Origin of the sequence: Streptomyces sp. NPDC017936 (assembly GCF_044328485.1) — a bacterium.
Classification (GTDB): Bacteria; Actinomycetota; Actinomycetes; order Streptomycetales; family Streptomycetaceae; genus Streptomyces.
Window position 1 is genome coordinate 84,405 of the sequence record NZ_JBIRHK010000017.1, and the last position, 19,678, is coordinate 104,082.

18 protein-coding genes are annotated in these 19,678 nt (G+C 75.3%); 1 reads left to right on the plus strand and 17 read right to left on the minus strand.

Features of this window, described 5'->3' with window-relative positions:
- The first annotated feature begins 14 nt into the window (after positions 1–14).
- Positions 15–857 (plus strand): BTAD domain-containing putative transcriptional regulator, encoded by an 843-nt coding sequence (locus tag ACH4F6_RS30485; protein ID WP_397963580.1) that lies wholly within the window; start codon positions 15–17, stop codon positions 855–857.
- On the opposite strand, the gene ACH4F6_RS30490 is transcribed toward ACH4F6_RS30485, so the two are convergent.
- The 17 genes from ACH4F6_RS30490 to ACH4F6_RS30570 form a co-directional block, all read right to left on the minus strand.
- Positions 844–1,662, minus strand: coding sequence for a thioesterase II family protein (locus tag ACH4F6_RS30490; RefSeq protein ID WP_397963581.1), 819 nt, complete (start codon positions 1,660–1,662; stop codon positions 844–846). The two genes, ACH4F6_RS30485 and ACH4F6_RS30490, sit on opposite strands and share 14 nt — an antisense overlap.
- Positions 1,659–2,948: an MFS transporter gene (locus tag ACH4F6_RS30495; RefSeq protein WP_397963582.1), complete on the minus strand. Its 1,290-nt coding sequence runs from the start codon at positions 2,946–2,948 to the stop codon at positions 1,659–1,661. Before ACH4F6_RS30495 ends, ACH4F6_RS30490 begins: the two co-directional genes overlap by 4 nt.
- Positions 2,945–3,496, minus strand: coding sequence for a flavin reductase family protein (locus tag ACH4F6_RS30500; RefSeq protein ID WP_397963583.1), 552 nt, complete (start codon positions 3,494–3,496; stop codon positions 2,945–2,947). Before ACH4F6_RS30500 ends, ACH4F6_RS30495 begins: the two co-directional genes overlap by 4 nt.
- The gene (locus tag ACH4F6_RS30505) at positions 3,493–5,160 is read right to left on the minus strand and encodes an amino acid adenylation domain-containing protein (protein WP_397963584.1); all 1,668 of its coding nucleotides are present in this window, start codon (positions 5,158–5,160) and stop codon (positions 3,493–3,495) included. Before ACH4F6_RS30505 ends, ACH4F6_RS30500 begins: the two co-directional genes overlap by 4 nt.
- Positions 5,150–6,100, minus strand: a complete 951-nt coding sequence (locus tag ACH4F6_RS30510; protein WP_397963585.1) for a hypothetical protein — start codon at positions 6,098–6,100, stop codon at positions 5,150–5,152. Before ACH4F6_RS30510 ends, ACH4F6_RS30505 begins: the two co-directional genes overlap by 11 nt.
- A complete protein-coding gene (locus tag ACH4F6_RS30515; RefSeq protein WP_397963586.1) occupies positions 6,097–6,786 on the minus strand; it encodes a 4'-phosphopantetheinyl transferase family protein in 690 nt (229 codons plus the stop codon). The genes ACH4F6_RS30510 and ACH4F6_RS30515 overlap by 4 nt, the downstream gene beginning before the upstream one ends.
- Positions 6,783–7,877, minus strand: a complete 1,095-nt coding sequence (locus tag ACH4F6_RS30520; protein ID WP_397963587.1) for an acyl-CoA dehydrogenase family protein — start codon at positions 7,875–7,877, stop codon at positions 6,783–6,785. Before ACH4F6_RS30520 ends, ACH4F6_RS30515 begins: the two co-directional genes overlap by 4 nt.
- Entirely contained in the window at positions 7,870–9,093 is a 1,224-nt protein-coding gene (locus ACH4F6_RS30525; protein ID WP_397963588.1) for an acyl-CoA dehydrogenase family protein, read from the minus strand. The genes ACH4F6_RS30520 and ACH4F6_RS30525 overlap by 8 nt, the downstream gene beginning before the upstream one ends.
- Complete coding sequence (locus ACH4F6_RS30530; protein WP_397963589.1) at positions 9,090–9,356, minus strand: acyl carrier protein; 267 nt, start codon at positions 9,354–9,356, stop codon at positions 9,090–9,092. The genes ACH4F6_RS30525 and ACH4F6_RS30530 overlap by 4 nt, the downstream gene beginning before the upstream one ends.
- Before the next feature lie 55 nt (positions 9,357–9,411).
- Positions 9,412–10,599, minus strand: coding sequence for an acyl carrier protein (locus ACH4F6_RS30535; protein ID WP_397963590.1), 1,188 nt, complete (start codon positions 10,597–10,599; stop codon positions 9,412–9,414).
- Complete coding sequence (locus ACH4F6_RS30540) at positions 10,596–12,002, minus strand: TrpB-like pyridoxal phosphate-dependent enzyme (protein ID WP_397963591.1); 1,407 nt, start codon at positions 12,000–12,002, stop codon at positions 10,596–10,598. Before ACH4F6_RS30540 ends, ACH4F6_RS30535 begins: the two co-directional genes overlap by 4 nt.
- On the minus strand, positions 11,999–12,313 hold the full coding sequence (locus tag ACH4F6_RS30545; protein ID WP_397963592.1) for an acyl carrier protein: 315 nt from the start codon (positions 12,311–12,313) through the stop codon (positions 11,999–12,001). The genes ACH4F6_RS30540 and ACH4F6_RS30545 overlap by 4 nt, the downstream gene beginning before the upstream one ends.
- 75 nt (positions 12,314–12,388) lie before the next feature.
- Complete coding sequence (locus tag ACH4F6_RS30550; RefSeq protein ID WP_397963593.1) at positions 12,389–13,663, minus strand: glutamate-5-semialdehyde dehydrogenase; 1,275 nt, start codon at positions 13,661–13,663, stop codon at positions 12,389–12,391.
- Positions 13,664–13,669: 6 nt separating this feature from the next.
- Entirely contained in the window at positions 13,670–14,455 is a 786-nt protein-coding gene (locus ACH4F6_RS30555; RefSeq protein WP_397963594.1) for an SDR family NAD(P)-dependent oxidoreductase, read from the minus strand.
- The gene (locus ACH4F6_RS30560) at positions 14,452–15,975 is read right to left on the minus strand and encodes an amino acid adenylation domain-containing protein (RefSeq protein WP_397963595.1); all 1,524 of its coding nucleotides are present in this window, start codon (positions 15,973–15,975) and stop codon (positions 14,452–14,454) included. Before ACH4F6_RS30560 ends, ACH4F6_RS30555 begins: the two co-directional genes overlap by 4 nt.
- Positions 15,976–15,996: 21 nt before the next feature.
- Positions 15,997–19,233, minus strand: a complete 3,237-nt coding sequence (locus ACH4F6_RS30565) for an amino acid adenylation domain-containing protein (protein ID WP_397963596.1) — start codon at positions 19,231–19,233, stop codon at positions 15,997–15,999.
- Positions 19,230–19,466, minus strand: coding sequence for an acyl carrier protein (locus ACH4F6_RS30570; protein ID WP_397963597.1), 237 nt, complete (start codon positions 19,464–19,466; stop codon positions 19,230–19,232). The genes ACH4F6_RS30565 and ACH4F6_RS30570 overlap by 4 nt, the downstream gene beginning before the upstream one ends.
- Positions 19,467–19,678 lie beyond the last annotated feature (212 nt).

Here is a 19,678-nt window from a genome sequence, read left to right on the forward strand (position 1 = left end):
GAAAGGTGGGTCGCATGAAGTTCACCGTCCTTGGACCGCTCACGCTGAGCGATGGCGGCTGCCTCCGGGCCCTGCCCACGGCGCCGAAAACCCGTAGCCTGCTCGCGCTGCTCGTGCTCCATGCCGGCCGGCCGGTGCCGCAGGACGTCTGCCGGGAGGAGCTGTGGCCCGAGGAGATGCCGCCCACCGCCGTGCAGAGCCTGCACACCCGGGTGCTGCACGTGCGCCGGGCCCTGGCGGACCTGCCGTCGGTGGGCTCGCTGCGCGCCGCCAAGCAGATCCTCGCCACCGAACCCGGCGGTTACGCGCTGCGGCTCGGGGAGAACGAGCTGGACCTGCACGACCTGGAGCACCGGCTGCGTCTCGCCCGCCAGGCCGAGCTGGCCCGCGACGACCGGAAGCTGTCGTTCGCGCTGCGCGACGCCCTGGGCCTGTGGCGCGGCCCGGTCCTCGGGGACATCCAGGCCGGCCCGCTCCTCGAGGCTCATGTCACGGGCCTGGAGGAGCGGCGCGTCACCCTGCTGGAGAAGTGCGTGGAGGCGGAGCTCCGCCTCGGCCTGCACCGCGAGCTGCTGCCCGAACTGCGCAGTCTGACGGTGTGCTTCCCCACGCACGAGAACCTGCACGCCCAGTACATGGTCGCCCTCCACCGGTCCGGCCGGGTGGCCCAGTGTCTGGAGGTGTACCGCCGGCTGCGCGACCGTCTGGTGTCGCAGCTCGGCATCGAGCCGTCGTCCCGCCTGCGCGAACTGCACGCGGCCGTCCTGGCGGAGAGCCCCGACCTGGCCTGGCCCGGCCCCGGGCCGGACGGCCGGCTCTCGCCCCTGCCCGGCTCGCGTCTGCTCAGCGCGGGCTGAGCGCGGCCGGCCGGGAGCTGCTCGCGGGTCCTCGCACCGAGGCGAGGACCCGCCGTTCCACGTCCGCCACCAGCGTCCGCAGCACGTCCTGGAGGTAGAAGTGCCCGCCGGGGAAGTCGACGACCTCGGTCGGCCCGGTGGTGTGCCGCGCCCACGCGGCGGCCGCCTCGGCCGTGACGTCCTTGTCCTGCCGGCCGTAGTAGACGGTGACCGGGGCGTCCAGAGCGCGGTCCGCGCCGGTGAAGGCGTAGGTCTCCATCAGCCGGTAGTCCCCGCGGATCGCCGGCAGCAGGAAGGCGCGGAACTCCTGATCGGCCAGCAGCGCCGCGTCCGTTCCGCCCTGTTCCCGTATGTCGGCCAGCAGCGCCTCGTCCCCCTCCAGGTGGCGGCGGCCCGGCGGCACCAGGTGCGGCGGCACCATGCCTGACACGAACAGGTGGGCGATGTCCTTGCCGTGCGTGTGGCGCAGCAGCCGCGCCACCTCGTAGCCCAGGGCCGCCCCCATGCTGTGCCCGAACAGGGCCAGCGGCCGGTCCGTCAGCGGCAGCAGCGCGGCGGCGACCTCCTCCGCCAGTACGTCCATGCGGGTGATGCACGGCTCGTCGAAGCGGTCCTGACGGCCCGGGTAGCACACCGGGACGACATCGAGGGAGCCGGCCAGCCGCTCCGCCCACGGGCGGAAGAACGTCGGCGCCCCGCCCGCGTGCGGCAGGCAGACCAGGGTCGCCGCGGGCCGGGCCGCGGCGGGGACGTAGCGGCGCAGCCAGGGGCTCGTGCCGGGTTCTGCGCCGTCGTGCGCGCTCATGCTCGGTCCTTCGCTTCGGGGGTGGGTACCGCGGTCAGTTCCCCGGCGGGCATCCACCGCAGGAACGGGATGATGAGAACGGCCGCCGCCAGCGCGAACACCGCGAAGGCGACGGACAGGCCGGCCGCCTGGGCCAGCGCGCCCGCCAGGGCCGAACCCAGCGGCAGCGCGCCCCAGCTGAACATGCGCAGTGCGGCGGTGTAGCGGCCCAGGAGCGCGTCGGGCACCAGCGACTGCCCGATGGTCCGGGAGTTGACCGACCACAGGACGCCGCCCATCCCGCCCAGGAACGCCGCCACCGTGTTGAGCACCAGCGACGACGTCAGCCACGGCGTGCCGACCAGGACCAGCGTGCCGACCAGGTCGGCGAACATCGCCGCCTTGCGGCCCAGCAGCCGGTTGACCGGGCCGACGGTCACCGCGCCGACCACCCCGCCCAGGCCCAGGGCGCTCATCAGCACTCCGTAGCGGCCGTCGTCGGCGCCCATGGACCGGGTGGCGGCCAGCGGAATCAGTGCCATCCAGGCGCCCCAGCAGGCGCACATCACGGTCAGGGTGAGCGCCATGGTCCGCAGCACCCGGTTGCCCCACAGGAAGGCCAGCCCCGCCCGGATGTCGCCGTGCACCGAGCGGATCGTGCCGCCCCGGCCGGCGTCCGCCCGGAACCGGTCCGCCAGCGGGACGAGCGGGAGCAGGAGCAGCGTGCCCAGCACATAGGTGGCGGCCGTCGCACCGAGCGCCGCCGCCGTGCCCGCGGCCAGCAGCGCCGCGCCCACCAGGGGCCCTGCGAACTGGTTGCAGACGGTCTCCGCGCCCGCCATCCACGCGTTGGCCCGCTCCCGGCCGGGCTCCGCCACGGCGGCCGGTACCAGGGACGCCGCGGCGGTGAGCGCCACCACCTCGGCGATGCCGAGCACCAGGCCGCACGTGAACAGCAGCGGCACACCCGCACCGCCCCGGGCGACCGCGGCCGTCAGGGCGAGCACCGACAGGGCCCGCACTCCGTCCGCGAGCCACAGCAGCAGCCGTCGGTCGAAGCGGTCGACCAGGACGCCGACGTGCAGCGAGGTGAGCAACCACGGCAGGGTCAGCGACAGGGTGACGGCGGAGACCGCCAGGGGCGAGTCGGTGACGTGGGCGGCCATCAGCGGGACGACCAGTTTCGTCACACCGTCGGCGAGGTTGGTGACGGCGGTGAAGACCGTCAGCAGTCCGGTGTTGCGCCGGCTCACCCGGTGCGAGCGCGCCGCCGCCTCGCCGGCGGCGGGAGCGGGCGTGGCGGTCATGCGGGGAGCTCCGGGGTCGAGGGCCGGCGGGCGAAGTGCACCAGAGGTGTCACGCCGTCGTGGACGCGGGCGTGCAGGACCCGGCCGGAGACCAGGATGTGGTCGTCCAGGGGCACGCAGTCCGCCACCCGGCACACCACACCGGTCACGGTCCCCTCCAGCAGGGGGGCGTCGTGGACCGTGTCGTGGGGGACCCGGTCGAAGCGCAGCTCGGCGGGCAGCCGCGCGAACCGGTCGGCCAGGTCGCGCTGCTGCCACGACAGCACGTTGACCGCGAAGGTGCCCGCCGCCCGCACGGCGCGCAGTGTGCCGCTGTGCGAGGCGAGCGAGACCACCAGCGTGGGCGGGCGGTCGGTGAGGGAGAAGACCGCGGTGGCGGTGCAGCCCACCGGGCGGTCCCCCGCCAGGGCGGTGATCACCGTCACGCAGGTGGCGAAACGGGTCATCGCCTCCCGGAACTCGGCGGGCGCGACCGTGCCGGTTCCCCCGGGCACGGTTCCCCCGGGCACGGGGCCGGCGGTGGCGGTCTCCGCGGTGAGCGCGGTCATCGGCGGTCTCCTTCCGGTCGGATCCCCGGGGAGCTTGCTGCTGCGGGCCACGGTACCGGTTGCTTTCTCCCGTCGTCCCGGGTGCCGGCACGCGGGGCGCCGTCCGTGGTGCCGGGCGCCTGCAGGACGCGGCGCAGGGCCGTGCGGTCGGTCTTGCCGTTGGCGTTCAGCGGCAGGGTGTCCAGGACCGTGAGCGAGGCGGGGACCATGTACGCGGGCAGCCGTGAGCGCAGTGCGCCCAGCACCCGGGAGGAGTCGACGCCGTCGCCGGTGCAGGCGGCGGCCAGAGCGGTCTGTCCGCCGGGGTCCGGCACGGCCAGGACGACTGCGTCGCGCACCCCGGGCGCGTCGCGCAGTGCCGCCTCGATCTCGCCCAGTTCCACCCGGTAGCCCTGGATCTTGACCTGCTGGTCGAGGCGGCCCAGATGGACCAGGCCCGCCTCGGTCACGCGCACCCGGTCTCCGGTGCGGTAGTACAGGGCGGGCTCGGGGGGCGCGGTGTCCGTCACGACGGTGGCCTTGCCGTGCGCGTACCGCACGAAACGGCCGCGGTTGTCCTCCGGGTCGAGGTAGCCGGGGAAGCGCTGGACGCCGCGGACGCACAGCTCGCCCTCGGCGGCCGGCCGTCCGTCCTGGTCGAGCACCAGGTGCTCCAGGCCCGGGTAGAGCGTGCCGATGGGCACCGTCGCCCCCGAGCGCGCCGGGGCGTGTGCGCCCTCCAGACGGAACTGGGCGCAGCTCAGGGTGAGTTCGGTGGGCCCGTACAGGTTCTCCGTCGTGGCCGCCGGTGCCGCCGCCTGCCAGGCCACCGCCTGGGCGCGGGTGAGCGGCTCGCCGCAGAACAGGCTCCAGCGCAGTGTCGGCATGGAGTTCGGGCGCAGCTGCCGCAGCCGGGCGGCGAGCGAGACGACGGAGGGCACGGAGAACCAGTGCGTGATGTTCTCCCGGGCCACGAACCGGGCCGGGGCGAGCAGGTCGTGCGGGCCGGGCACCACGACGGTTCCGCCGGACGCCCATGCCCCGAACAGGTCGAAGACGGACAGGTCGAAGGTGAGGTCGAAGGTCTGGCTCAGGCGTGAGCCCACGCCCAGGCCGTAGCGCGGGACGACGTGGTCGAGGTAGGCCCCGACACTGCGGTGCCGCACCGGGACGCCCTTGGGGGCGCCGGTGGAGCCGGAGGTGAACAGGATGTAGCACACGTCGTCGGGACTGACCGGGCGGGCCGGCGGCGCCGGCCGGGTCGCCGCGGTGTCCGGTGCGTCGGCGGTGAGCGGGGTGACCACCGGCACCGGCAACGCCGCCGCGGCCTGGTCGGGCTGGGCCAGGACCACGTCGAGGCGGGCCCGGGCGGCGATGTCCGCGGTGCGCGCCACCGGGAAGGCGGGGTTGAGCGGAACGACGACGGCGCCCAGGCGCTGCACCGCGAGGTAACCCGCGTACGCCGTGAGGGTGCGGGAGGCCAGCAGTCCCACGGTCCGGGGCGCGGTGCCGCCGTGCGCGTCGAGGAGCAGCCGGGCCAGCCGGCCGGCCAGCGCCTGAAGCCGCCGGTAGGTGTAGGACTCTCCCCCGACCTCCAGGGCGGTCGCGTCCGGATGGCGGCGTGCGGTGGCCGCGAACCGCTCGTACAGCCCCGCCGGGGTGTTCGTGGCGCTGTCAGTGCTCATGGCTCAGGTCCTTGGTGTGCGAGGGGGCCGTCGTCTCCAGGGCCCGTACGGCTTCGAGGAGTTCGGTGAACGCCCGCTCGACCACGGCCGGCCGGGGCCGGCCGCGTGCAGCGGAGGCGGTCGCGAAGCGGGCCGCGCGCGGGAGTTCCGCCCAGGCGGCCGCCGCACGCCCGACGGCCTGCCGGGTCCCGGCGCGGGTGCCCGGCGCGGTGAGCCGGTACCGCTGGTGGCGGGCCGCCGTCCACAGGTCGTCGGCGTGCGCGGCCAGGGCCTGCGGGTCGTGGCACACCCGCTCGGCGACGTGGCGCAGGGCGGAGGCGCCGGTCACCCAGCGGCCCTCGTCGGCCGGTGGCCGCACGGCCCGGGCGCGTTCCAGCCACCGGTAGTGCCGGGCCTGAGCCGGGCTGCCCTCCTCACCCAGCGCGTAGCGGTCGCGGTTGGCGGCCTGCGCGCTCAGGGCGGTCGGCGGGGTGAGGGCGGTGCGCAGTTCCGCGTCGGTCAGTGTGCCCGCCCAGGGGGCGTGGGGGCCGTGCGGGGTGAGGGCCTGGAACGGGTCGTGCACCGCCCAGCGTCCGTCGGTCAGGGGCTCGACGAGCAGCCAGTGCGGGGTCTCGGTCCCGCCGTACGCGGGCGACCAGGGAAGGTGCCGGGTGTTGCCCACGGCGATCACCCGTCCGCGGCGGCCCGCCTCCTCGCTCAGCGCCGCCCGTGCCCTCTCCCAGTCGGCGGCCGAGCGGTGGACGAGGCCGGTGCCGTGGGCGTCGACGTCGATGCGGGTGTGGTGGGAGAAGGCCATCCCGCCCTCGGCGGGGTCGGTGCGTACGGCCAGGCGTACGGCGGCGGCGAACTCGGCGTGTATTCCTGGGCGTTCGGTCTCCAGGTAGGGCAGCAGCGCGGCTGTGTAGCAGCTCAGCTCCGGTGCGGCGGCTTCGGTGGTCATGGCGTCTCCGGTACGCGGGTTCGGTCCGGCAGGGCGGTGTAGGCGACGGACAGCGGGACGGTCGTACGGCCGCGCAGGCTGGTCCAGTGATGGGGGCCCCAGGTGCCGTGGGTGGCGGGCAGCGGGACGTCGATGGTCCAGGGCCGGCCGGCGAGGCCGGTGCCGGCGGCCTTCACGCATGCCTCCTGCACGGTCCACAGCCAGGCGAACTCCCGGGCGCGCAGCCGCGGCGGCAGCCGGCTCAGGGCCTCGGCGCGCCCGCGTGCGCAGCGGCGCAGCAGGGTGTCCGGCACGGACGGCGGCGGGTGCTGCACGTCCAGCCCGACCGCGTGGCCGAGGGCCGCGCAGGCGGCGACCGCGTCGCCGTCGTGGCTGACGCTGATGCCGATGTCGGGCCGGCCGGCGAGGGCGGGGCGGCCGCGCGCGCAGTAGACCACGTCGGCGTCCTGGGCCTCGGGGAAGCGGGCGGCGAGCAGCCCGCGCAACGCCCGCCGGGCGGCGAGGCGTTCGGCGGCGCGGTGCGGGGGCAGTGCGGCGGCACCGGCCAGGTCCGCTTCGGTGAGGTGGCCCCGGGGCGGGCAGCCGTCGGCGAGCGCCACCCACACTCCGGGCGCCGCCTCGGTGAACAGCCGGCCGCGGGTGCGTGCGGCCCGCGGGGCGGTGGGGCGCACCACGGTGCCGTTCATGCGGCCAGTCCCTCCACCAGGGGCACCAGCCGGTCGGCCACGGTGTCCAGGACCACCTCGGTCGCGCCCCCGCCGATGCCGAACAGGGCGGCCTCGGCGCGCAGTTGCTGGATGCCGCCGGCGGCGAACCCGTCCGCGCCCCACAGGTGGGCACAGGCCGACAGGACGTGGTCCACCGTGGCGCCGGACGCCGCCTTGAGCACCGCGGCGGCGGTGGCGTCCCGCTCGCCGGTGATCCTCTCGCACGAAGCGGTCCACAGCGCGTCCAGCGCGCTGATGCGTACGGCGCACTCCGCGAGCCGCTGCCGTACGGCGGGGTTGCGGTCCAGCGGGGTGCCGTCGACGGTGCGGCCGGCGAGCCGCGCGGCGGTGCCGGTGAGGACCCGGCGGCACAGTTCGGTGCCCCAGGCGGCCGAGGCGAGCCGTTCGACGGCGATGTGGCGGGCGAACAGGGCCAGGCCGCGGCCGGGACGTCCGAGCAGGTGGCCGCGGTCCAGCCGGCACCGGTCGAAGGTGACGTGGCCGACACCGGACGCGGCGAACAGTTCGGTGTCGGCCGGGCGGACCGTCACGCCCGGGGCGTCGAGCGGTACGAGCAGCCAGGTGAAGCTGGTGAAATGGCGGCCGGGACGGTGCCGGGCGAGGACCAGGGCGTGGTCGGCGGTGGTGACCGAGGTCACCCAGCGCTTCTCCCCGTCGAGGACGACGGTGCCGTCCTCGCCGTCCGCCGCCGTGAGGTCCACGCGGGTGGCCAGACCGGCGAGGTCCGAGCCGGCCTGCTCGTCGGTGGCCGCCAGCGCCAGCAGCGCCTGTCCCTCGACCGCGGCGCGCAGCGCCTTCTCGGCCACCGGCGTCGACGCGGTCTGCGCCAGCAGAGGCAGCGCGGTGGCCAGTTGGACGAGCAGCGCCAGCACCAGCCCCTGCGGGCCCCGCGCGTCGGCGGCGCCCAGCAGGCGCCGCAGCAGCACCGCGTCGATCGGTCCGGCGGGGCCGGCGGGGTACAGCCGGCCGAGTACGCCGGTGCGGGACAGCCCCGCCAGCACCTCCCGGGCGTCCCGGCCGGGGGGCAGGACGCCGGGTGTCTCAGGCATAGCGCACCTCCTGGTCGAGCAGGGTGAGCCGGCCGTCGGCCAGGTGCAGGCGGTCGTTGCTGTAGTTCAGGGCGGCCGACCTGAGGTCGCGCAGGGCGCGTTCGAGGCCGGTGGGCGAGTCCTTGAGGTATCCGTGCCGCATGCCGAGCGCGGTCACCAGGTCGTCGACCGCCCGGTGGCACTGCTCGGACGCGGTCAGCTTGAGGGCGTTGACCAGCAGCTGGTGGCGGGGGTGCGACAGGTCGGCGTCCTCCTCGACGGCCCGGCGGACGGCGCCGGCGGTGTGCCGCAGCATCGCGTGCACCGTGTCCAGGCGCTGCCGTGCCGTGGAGAGCCGGGTGAGGAGCAGTTCGGAGGAGAGGTCCGAGCGGCGGCGCTCGGGGCCGCGCAGGACGGACACCACGCGTGACAGGGCGCCGCTGGCGGTGCCCAGCCAGGCCGCCGACCAGCCCAGGTGGGCCAGCGGGCCGAAGGTGTTCATCGCGATCCGCCGGAAGGCCCCGTGCTCGCCGACGACCTGGTCCTCGGGGACCCGGCCGGTCAGCTGCAGCGCGGTGCTGTGGCTGGCGCGCATGCCCAGGGGGTTCCAGGTGCCGCGCTGCGCCACCTCGAGCTGGTCGCGGTGGGCGAACACGAGGGAGACCTCGCCGTCGGAACGGGCCCGCGGGCTGCGCATGGTGATGAGGTAACCGTCGGCGTGCAGTCCGCCGGTCACCACCGGCGCGAACCGGTCGATCTCCAGCAGGCCGTCCTGCGCGCCGAGTTCGGCCCGCGCCGACAGCAGGTGGCCGCCCTTGCCGGCCTCGGTGGTGACGGAGGCGAGGTACATCCGTCCGGCGGCGATCTCCGGCAGCAGTTCCGCCGCGAGACGGGGGCCGGCGTGCCCGGCGATCGCGGCGACCTGCTGGCAGTGCATGGCGAACACCATGGCCGTGGACATGTCGGCGCGGCCCAGTTCCATGGTGACGTCGACCAGGTCGTCGACGCTGCCGCCGGGGCCGCCGTGCCGGGTGGGCACCAGCAGTCCGAGCAGCCGGGGCCGCAGGGCGTCGAGCACGGCGAGGGGGAACTCGGCCTGTTCGTCGCAGTGCGCGGCGTGCCGGGCGGCCAGGGCGGCCACCTGGTCGACCTCGGCGCGCAGCGAGGCGGACAGTGCGGACGAAGGGGTGGACGAGTGTGCGGCCGGGGTGGGCGCCGCCGGTGCGGGGGCGCTCACACCGACTCCGCCGTGGCCGTGGCGGCGTCGGCACCTCGCGCCGCCTGGGTGGCCCGCCACAGGTTGCCGGCCGTGGTGAAGGTCTCCTCGACCAGGACCTCGTCGGGCAGGGAGACGCCGAGGTTGTCCTCCAGCGCGAACATCAGCTCGATGGCCTGCATGGAGTCCAGCCCGTAGGTGCGCAGGGGTGTGTCCTCGGTGATCGTCTCACCGCGCAGGAACGGCAGGAACGGCGTGAGCGTCTCGACGAAGCGTGCGTCCATCGTGATCAGTGCCTTTCTCGTGAACAGCCGGGGGAAGGGGAAGCGGTCAGTGGGCTCAGGGCGCCGGTGGTGCGGCGGGCGAGCGGCGGATCAGGGCGCACAGGTCGTCCACCCGGTGCAGGTTCTCCGGCACCAGGTCCTCGGGGGCGAACTCGACGGCGAAGCGCTGCTCCAGCCGTTCCACGACCTCGACCATGCGCAGGGAGCCGAACTCCGCGAGCCGGCTGAGGTCCCCGTCGAAGCCGCCGGTCCCGACGACGAGGGTGTCCTCGTGGACGTTCAGCACCTGCGCGACGACGGAGCGCACCTCGTCCTCCAGGTCCTGCGACGGCCGGGTGCCGAACACCGCGGTGTCGGCGCGCAGCGCCTCGCCGGCTCGTTCGAACAGTCCGGCCGGCTCCGCCCGGCCGCGGGCCACGCGCCGGTAGGCGAGATAGGTGTGTTCGACCACGCCGTCCCAGCGGGTCAGGTGGGCGCGCACCGTCTCGTCCGGCTCGCCGCCGGCCAGGCCGGCGGCGTACGCGGCGTGCAGGTGCCGGGCGCGGGCCAGCAGCCAGGTCTCCAACGTGAACCGCTCCAGGGCGAGGACGCGGTCCGCGTGGTCGGCGTAGGCCCGCAGGTAGGCGTCGATCAGCGCCTCGTCGGCGGGGGTGTGCTCCGGCGCCGGGGCGGGTCCCGGCGTCCGCGCGGACAGGCGCACCGTGACGGTCGTCCGCGGCAGCGCCGCGAACAGGGCGTCCGCCTCGTCGCGGCGGTAGGTCAGGCGCAGGGGGCGGGCCCGCCCCCAGGCGGTGTCGTTGTGGTAGGCGTCGGTGATCGTCACCCCGTCGGCGCCCGGTTCGAGGAGGAAGCTGTGCTCGACGTGCTTGTGCCCGTGGTAGGGCAACCACGGCAGGTGGTAGGCGTCGGCGACGACGTACGACGGCTGCGCCGGCGCGCCGGGCGCCGTGCCGGGCCGGCCCGTCGCGCGGTCGGTGACGACGAGACCGAGCCGGTCCGCGGCGGCGGCGAGCTGGTCGTCGAGGGTGGGTTCGACGGTGGGCAGGCCGCCGGGCCCGTGCGGGGCCGGGGCGAAGCGCAGAGCGGCGCCCAGCCGCAGGTGGGTGTCCGGGCCGTGGTGGCGGTCGGCGAGCACGGCGAGGTTGGCCTGGAGGCAGTCGAGCAGCTCGGCCCGTACCCGCGGCGCCTCCTGCGCGCGCGGCCCGGCCGTCCGCGCGGCGTCCCGGGGGGTGAGGGTGGTCATGCCGTGCCTCCCGGCAGCCCGGCCGCGTCCGGTCCGTCGCCGATGCGGGTCAGGCCGCGCACCGCCTCCCGCAGTCCCTCGGGGTCGGGTGCGCTGTCGGCCAGTTCACCGGCCAGCAACTGCTGGTAGGCGCCGAGGTCGAGGTAGCCGTGGCCGCTCAGGCAGACCAGCACGCCCCGCGGGAGGCGGTCCGCCTCGTCCCCGGCGGCGAGCCGGGCCGCCACGGCCAGTGCGTGCCCCGACTCGGGGGCGGGCAGCACCGCCTCCGACAGCGTGAACCGACGGCCCGCCTCCAAAGCCTCCACCTGCCCGACGGCCACCGCCTCCACCTCGCCGGAGTGCCGCAGCGCCGAGACGAGTTTGGCGGCGCCGTGATAGCGCAGCCCGCCGGAGTGGGAGTCGGGAATGCGGTAGTCGCTGCCGATGGTGTACATCGCCTCGCGGGGGCCGGTGCCCGTCGCGTCGGTCTTGTCGTACGCGTAGACGCCCCGGCTCAGTTTCGGGGAGGCGGCGGACTCGGCCGCCACCAGGCGTGGCGGCACGGTGCCGGCCGCCCGGGCGGAGGCGAGGAAGGGCAGGGCGATGCCGCCGAAGTTGGAGCCGGCGCCGACCGCGCCCACCACGGCGTCCACCGAGGCGCCCGCGGCGGCGAGCTGCTCCTCGCTCTCCAGGCCGATGACCGACTGGTGCAGGATGCTGTACGTCTCGCCGCTGCCGATGCAGAACGCGGCGCCCTCGTGGGTCCGGGCGTACTCGACGGCCTCGCCGATGGCCAGCGAGAGGCTGTTGCCCTGGCTGCCGTCGTCGGCGGCGGCCACCGCGGTCAGCTCGCTGGGGCTGGCGTGCACCCGCGCGCCGAGCATCCGCATCAGTACGCCGCGGTAGGGCTTCTTGGCCAGGCTGGAGCCGACCATGAAGACCGTGCAGCGCAGGCCGAACATCGCGCAGGCCGCGGCCATCGCCGTGCCCCACTGCCCGGCGCCGGTGCCGGTGACCAGCTCGGTCACCCCGGCCCGCTGGTAGTAGTAGGCCTGGGCGAGCGCCGTGTTGAGCTTGTGGCTGCCGGAGATGTTGCCGCCCTCGTACTTGACCCAGACCGGGACGCGGGCGCCGATCGCCCGCTCGAAGCCGCGGGCCCGCCACAGCGGTGTGGGCCGGAAGGAGCGGTAGGCCTCGGCCACCTCCTGGGGGATGTCCCAGAACTCCCGCGGCTGCAGGCTCTGCCGCATCAGCTCCATCGGCAGGTTGATGTGGATGCCGGAACCGGGCGCGGCGTTCTCCGGCGGCAGGTCGGCGGGCAGGGCGGTGTCCAGGTGCGGCAGGACGCTGCGCCAGCGTCCCGGTACGCGGATCCCGGGCACGGTCGGGGGCGCGGTGACGCGCTCGGTGACGGGCGCGCTCATCGGGCGGTCTCCACGGCGGTGGCGACCAGGTCGATCAGGTCGCGTACGGTGGTGAAGCTGCGGCCCACGAACAGGTCGTCGGGCAGGGCCAGTCCGAGGTCGTCCTCCAGGCGGATGAGCATGCCCAGGAACCCCAGGGAGTTGACCTTCAGCAGGGGGCCGTTGAGCGGTTCGTCCTCGGAGACGGTGGCAGGGTCCACGGACAGCCGGGACTCGGTGACGACCAGGCGCCGCACGGCGGCGGCGATGCGGTCGTGGTCCGGTGCGGTGGACGCGGGCGGCGCGGTGGACACGGGCGTTTCGCTGGACATGTTCGGGTGAGCCCTTCTCGGCCCGGACGTGCGCGGGCCGGATGGTGGCGGGGGTGGCGTCGGGTGGCGCGGCGGTCAGGTGCGCAGGGCGCCCCGGGCCTCGACCACCCACTGGCTGGTCAGCAGCGAGCCGAGGGCGACCGGGCCGCGCACGTGCAGCCGGCCGGTGGAGATGGACAGTTCGGGGCCGAGCCCCATGGTCGGGCCGTCGTGCAGGCGCAGGGAGCCGTTGACGATCAGCGCGGCGGCGTCCACGGCGGCGGTGTAGGCGGCGACGGCCGCCTCGTCGGTGGCGACGACGCCCTCGGTGTGCCCGGAGCCGTGGCGGCGCACGTGGGCCACCGCCGCGTCCAGGCCGTCGACGACGTGGACGCCGATCGCCGGCTCCAGCACCTCGCGGCCGAAGTCGTGCTCGGCCAGGGGCTCCTCGTGCAGGCCGTCGGCGGCCGCCCCCTCGGGGTCGGCCAGGGGCGGCAGGGCCGGGTCGGTGCGCAGGGTCACCGGCCCCTCCCAGCGGCGGGCCGCCTCCCGCAGGTGCGCCGTGAACTCCTCGGCCACCGACCGCTCGACCAGGACCAGTTCGAGGGCGTTGCAGGCGGTCGGCTCGGTCATCTTGCTGTTGAGGGCGATCGACGCGGCCAGCGGCAGGTCGGCGCTGGCGTGCACGAAGAGGTGGTTGACCCCGCCACCGCTGGCGATGACCGGCAGGGTGCTCGCGGTGCGGCAGTAGTCCACCAGCGACGGGCCGCCCCGGGGTACGAGGACGTCCGCTGCGTCCGGCCGGGCCAGCAGCCAGCGCAGCTGGGAGCGGTCGGGGTCGTCCAGCACCGTGGCCAGCGCCTCGGGCAGCCCGGCCTGGACGCAGGCGGTGCGGATCGCCTCGCCCAGTTCGGCGTTGGTCGCCGCGATCTCCTTGCCGCCGCGCAGCAGCACGGCGTTGCCGGTGGCGACGCACAGCAGGGCGCCCTCGACGGTGGCCGTCGGCCGCGCCTCGTACACCATGAGGACGACGCCGAGGGGCTTGCGCACCTGCCGGCGGCTGCCCCAGTCGCCGACCGGGCTCGGCGGACCGGGAGCGGTGACGTGCGGCAGTGCCTCGTGCACCTGCTCGGTCAGCCGGGTCAGCACCTGGAGGTGGGCGTCGCGCAGGCGCAGCCGGTCCACCAGCGTGGGCGGCATGCCCCGGCGCTCGGCCGCGGCGACGTCCTCCTCGTTGGCCTTGCGGATCCGTGGCCACCGGGTGCGCAGTTGCTCCCCCAGGCGCAGGCAGTACTCCTGATAGGCCGGGGCGCCGACGGGGGGCGCCTGCACGCAGGCCTCGCGTGCCGCGCGGGCGACTTCTTCGATCATGACTCCCTACCACATGAATTGGCCGCCGTCGACGATCAGCTTCTGCCCGGTGATGTACGAGCTGCGGGAGTCCACCAGGAACTCCAGGGCGTCGGCGATCTCGGCGGTGGAGGCGATTCGTCCTTGCGGGATGGTGCGCAGCACGGCCTCGCGTGCCGCGTCGTCGTCCAGGCGGAACCGGGTGACGACCTCGTCGGTCCGGGTGAAACCGGGGATCAGGCAGTTCACCCGGACCGCCGGCGCCAGTTCCAGGGCCAGGCACTTGGTCAGGTGCAGCAGGGCCGCCTTGGCGGCGCAGTAGGCGGCGCCGTCGGTGCGCGGGCGCAGGCCGGTCGTGGCGCCGATGTTGACGATGCTGCCACCGGGTCCGTCCAGCATGTGCGGGGCGGCCGCGTGGGTGAGGTTCAGGGCGCCGAAGAGGCTGGTGCCGATGACCGTGTCCCACTCGGCGGGGGTGCTCCGCAGGAAGGGCTTGTCGATGTTGACGCCCGCGTTGTTGACCACGACGCCCGGCGGTCCGTACCGCTCGACGGCGTCCGACACGGCGTCGGCCACGGCACCGGGGTCGGTGACGTCGGCGCGCACGGCGCGGACGGCGGGGCCGAGGGCGGCCTCGGTGGCGCGGGCGGCCTCCTCGTCGGCGCGGTACAGGGCGACCACCTGGTGGCCGCGGCGGGCCAGGCGCTCGGACAGGGCGCGTCCGATGCCCCGGGTGCCGCCGCTGACCAGGGCCAGGGAGCCGGCGCCGGCGAGGCGGCCGGTGGCCTGAACCGGCGTGGTGGCGGTGCTCATGTCCTGCCCGTCCGCGCCAGTACCTTCGCCCGGTCGACCTTGCCGGTCGCGCCCAGCGGCAGTTCGTCCAGGACCGCGATCACTTCGGGGACCATGTGGACGGGCAGCCGTTCGCGCAGCGCCCGGCGCAGCCGGCCGGTGAAGACGTCCGCCGGCACCGCCGCGTCCTCCGGCACGACGTGCGCCTCCAGCCGGTCCCGGCCGCCGGGGCCCTTGCCGACGCCGACCACCGCGCCGCGCACCTGCTCCAGGCCGCGCAGCACCACCTCGATCTCCTCCGGCTCGATCCGGAAGCCGCGGATCTTCACCTGCCGGTCGACGCGTCCCAGGAACACGAGGTCCTCGCCGTCCCGGCGGACCAGGTCGCCCGTGCGGTAGTAGACGCCCTCGCGTCCCGGGAGCCGTACGAAGCGCTGGGCCGTCAGGTCAGGGCGGTTGAGGTAGCCGCGGGCCACGCACCGGCCGCCGAGGTACAGCTCGCCGCCGGCGCCCGGGGACACCTCGCGGCCCTCGTCGTCGAGGACCACGGCCTCGTGACCGGGCACGCAGGTACCGATGGGCACCTGGTCGCCGCCGTCCCAGCCCTGCCGGATCCAGTACCGGGTGGCGGCGATCACCGCCTCGGTGGGGCCGTAGCCGTTGCACAGCGGCACGTGGCCGAGCGGCCCGGCCGCCCACCGCCGCACCACGGCGGCGCTGGGCGCCTCCCCGCCGAAGAAGACGGCACGCAGTCCGCCGAGCAGCTCCACGTCGCGCTCCGACAGCTCCTCGCCGAAGAACGTCTCGAAGTAGGCGGTGGTGCACCCCACGTAGGTGACGTCGTGCTCACGGACCCGGGCGAACAGCTGCGGGCCGGTCCACAGCGCGGAGCCGCGCAGGAGCACGGTGCCGCCCGCCACCAGGCCCGCCCACATCTCCATGACGGTGGCGTCGAAGGCGGGCGCCGAGAAGGACAGCAGCACGTCGTCGTCGGCGAGGCCGTAGGCCTCCACCGCGCCCGCCAGGTGCGCGGCCAGCGCCCCGTGGTCCACGCACACGCCCTTCGGGGTGCCCGTCGAACCGGAGGTGTAGATCACGTACGCCTGGTCGTCGGGGCCGGGGCGGCCGTCCGGCACGCCGTCGTCCGGTGTGCCGGACGCCACCGCCTCGGCCACGTTCAGGACCGGGGCCCCGCACAGCCCGGCGGGGGCGGCGGATCCGCCGGTGGCGAGGACCAGTGGTGCGCCGGTGTCCGCGAGCACGTGGCGCTGCCGCTCCTCGGGCCAGGCCGGGTCCAGCGGCGTCCAGGACGCCCCGGCCAGCCAGCAGCCGAGGACGGCGGTCATGAAGTGCTCGTTGCCGGGGCCCAGCACCCCCACCACCGAGTCCCGTACCGGGCCGTGTGCGGCCAGCGCCCGCGCCACGGCCCGTGCGCCGTCCCACAGTCGGCGGTAGCTGAGCCTGGCGTCGGCGCAGATGACCGCCGTACGGTCCGGGGTGCGCCGCGCCCGCTCCTCGATCGCGTCCAGGGTCGTCGTCACGTCCGTCCTTCCCTCCATCGCTCAGGCACCCCCGTCCAGGTGGGCGGCGAGCGCCCGGACGGTCGGCCGGCGGAAGAAGTCGCCGACCGTCGGGGGCCGGTCCGTGGTCTCGCGCAGCGCCGCGATCAGCTTCAGCACGTCGAAGGAGTTGCCGCCCAGGGCGAAGAAGGAGTCGTCGGGGCCGCTCGGCTCGGTGCCGAGCAGCGTCGTCCACAGGTCGCGGACCATGCGTTCGGTCCCGGTCGGCTCCCAGCCGGATGCCTCCCCGGCCGGCTGGGCGGTGCGCAGCCGGCCCGCCTGGAGCGCGCTCGTCAGGGCGGTGCGGTCGACCTTGCCGTTCGGGGTCAGCGGCACCGCGTCGATCAGCCGTACGTGCCGGGGGAGCATGTAGGGGGGCAGGATCCGCTCCAGGTGCGCCCGGACGGCCGCCTCCTTCGGCTGTGCCCGCCCGGCCGGCCGCAGGAACAGGCACAGGGCGGCCTGTTCGCCGGCGCCGGTCACCGCCGCGACGGCCTCGCCCACCTCGGGAAGGCGCTCCGCGGCGGACTCCAGTTCGCCCAGCTCCACCCGGTGGCCGCGCACCTTGACCTGCGCGTCGCGGCGGCCGAGGAACACCAGGGCGCCGTCCTCCGCGAGCAGGGCCAGGTCGCCGGTGCGGTAGACCCGGGCGGTGGAGCCCCGCGGCGCGCCCGGCGCGGGCAGGAACGCCGCCGCGGTGCGCTCGGGGTCGTTGACGTAGCCCACCGCCGGGCACACCCCGCCCAGGTACAGTTCGCCCACCGCGCCCGGCGGCACGTCCCGGCCGTCGGGGGTGAGCAGGTGGACGTCCACGCCCGGCACCGGCAGGCCCACGGGGACGTGGTCGTGGGCGGGCAGGTCGTCGCCGCGCACCACGTGCCAGGTGACCGCGGTCGTCTCGGTCGGGCCGTAGAGGTTGACCAGCTCGCGTGCGGTGTCCCGGGCCAGCAGCCGCCGCAGCCTCTCGTCCAGGTTCAGCTGCTCCCCGGAGACGCAGAGGTACCGCACGGTGGGCAGGTCCAGTCCGGCCTCCTCCATGGCGCCGGCGAACGCGCCGGCCACCGCGACCGGCAGGTAGACGTGGGTCAGTTCCTCCCGCTCGGCCAGACGGGCCACGGCCGTCAGGTCCCTGCGGTCCAGTCCGCCGAGTCCGACCACCGTCCCGCCGCAGGCGAGGGTGGGGAAGATCTCCTGGTAGGAGACGTCGAACCCGAGGGGCGCGTACTGCAGGAACCTGCTGTCCGGACCCATGCGCAGCTCGCGCAGCTGCCAGTGCAACAGGTTCACCAGCGGGCCCTGTCCCATGTGCACGCCCTTGGGACGGCCGGTCGAGCCGGAGGTGAACATGATGTACACGGGGTCCGTGCCGTCCGCCGCCCGGGGCGCCTCGGCCGTGCCCGCCTCGGCCTCCAGCTGGGCGGGGGTGGCGCGCGGCGGCCCGTCCGGCACCGCGTCCCGGTCACCGACGGTGAACCGGCATCCGGACCGCTCGATCATGTAAGCCAGCCGTTCGGCGGGCAGGGAAGTCTCCAGCGGCAGGTAGGCCGCCCCGCGCCACAGGACGGCGAGCATCGCCACCACCGTCTCCACCAGGTCGCCCGGGACGACCGCCACGGTGTCGCCGCGGCCCACGCCACGCCCGGCCAGGCCGGTGGCGGTCCGCTCGGTGCGCCGCAGCAGCTCCGCGTAGGTGACCTCGCAGCCGCCCGGCTGCCGTACGGCGACGGCGTCGGGGTGGCGGCGCGCGGCCTCGCGCACCAGGCCGAGCAGGCCGCCCGGCGCGTCGGTGTGCCCGTCGGCGCCCCGCCGCAGGATCCGCTGGATCGTGCCGCGCCGTGCGCTGAGCCCGGCCAGCAGGCTCCCGGTGCCCGCCGACGGCGTCTCGACGGCGTGCAGCACCAGCTCCCGGTACTCGGTGAGGAAGCGGCGCGCGTAGGACTCGGGCAGCAGGTCCTGGTCGTAGTCCAGTTCGATGCGCAGGCCGTCCTCGACGGCGGTCGCGCCCAGCCAGAGGTCGAACTTGGCCGAGCCGTTCTCCAGGATCTCGATGCGGCCCTCGCTCCACGGCGTCAGCGGCACCCGGGTGCGCAGCTCGTCCTGCATGGCGAACATGCACTGGAAGACCGGATTGCGGTTGCTGGAGCGCTCCGGGGCCAGCCGCGTCACCAGGGCGTCGAAGGGCACCGACTGCCGGGCGCGGGTCTCGCGCACCGTCGCCGCCACCGCACGGCAGTGCTCCTCGAACCGCACGTCCCGGGCCGGCAGCGCCATGGGCAGGGTGTTCACGAAGAAGCCGCACAGCTGGTGCGAGGCCACCGTGCGCCGGGTGGCGAACGGGCTGCCCACCACGACGTCGTCGGTGCCGGCATAGTCGCCGAGCAGCAGTCCGTAGCAGGCCAGCAGCAGCGCGTACGGCGTGGTGCCGAGGTCCCGGGCGGCCCGCTCGACGCGCGCCCGCTGCGGCCGGTCGAGCAGCAGCCGCAACCGCCGGGCCCGGTGGGCGGTGTTCTCGGGCCGGCCGGGCACCGGGTAGAGCGTGGTGGGGGCCACCCCGGCCAGCGGTGCGGCGAGGGTGTCGGCCTCCCCCGCGTCCACCGCCGTCCGCGCCGCCGCGCACTGCGCCGCGAGTTCCGCGCGCAGCGTGCGCTCACGCCTTTCGGCCAGGGCCGCGGGGTCCTCCTCGCCGTCGGCGGCCGGGCGGCCCAGGGCCTGCCGGTATCCGGCGCAGATCTCGTCGACGAGGACGCGGACCGACACCCCGTCGCTGACGGTGTGGTGCACCGTCGCCAGCAGGGCGGACCGGGCGGGCGCGTCCGGCGCGGACGTCAGCAGCCGGAACCGGCACAGCGGGGCGCGGGACAGGTCCAGGGGCAACCGTACGAACTCCTCGGTCTGCTCCTCGAGCCAGGTCTCCCACGCCGCGCCGCCGTCGTGCCCGGCGGTCTCCCAGGGGAGATCGGCCGACCGGGCGATGCGGGCTTCGGGGCCGGCAGGACCGGCGTGGAACTCGGTGCGCAGCGCCGGCTGCACCAGCACCAGCCGCTCCAGGGCGGAGCGCATCGCGTCGGCGTCCAGTGAGCCGTCGAAGACGATGCGGAAGCTGTTGTTGTACAGGTCCTTGCGGACAGCGGCTTCCTGGATGAACAGCAGGCTGCGCTGGGCGTCGGTCAGGGGGAGCGTCTCCCCCTCGTCCTCGGGTCGTGTCCCGGGCGTGTGCTGCCGCAGGTCGAGGGCGGTCACGGGCGCGGCCCTCCGTTCCACCGGCCGACGAACTCAGCCAGGTCGCCGACAGTGACGAGTCGTGCCAGGTCGTGCGGCTCGATCTCCTGCGTCTCGTCCGCCGCCAGGTCGGCGATGATGCGCAGCAGCAGCAGGGAGTCGACGCCCAGGTCCGTCAACTCGCTGGTCTCGTTCATCGGTTGGTCCCCGACCCGGCGGGCTATGCAGGCCTGGACGTCTTCGGTGGTCGTCATGCGGAGCAACCGCCCTTTCTGCGGAATCCGGCGTCGGTGACCAGCACAGCAGTCCGTCCTAACGATCCGGTTGTCGAAGGGCTACCGGCCGGGCGGGCACGGCCGCCGACGTGCGTCGCTAGTGATCCGGTAGCCGCCGGTGAGCCGAACGTCAGGAGCGGCTGGTGTGCTGGGTTGCGCACCCCGGGGGCGGTTCCGCGACCCATGCCCGG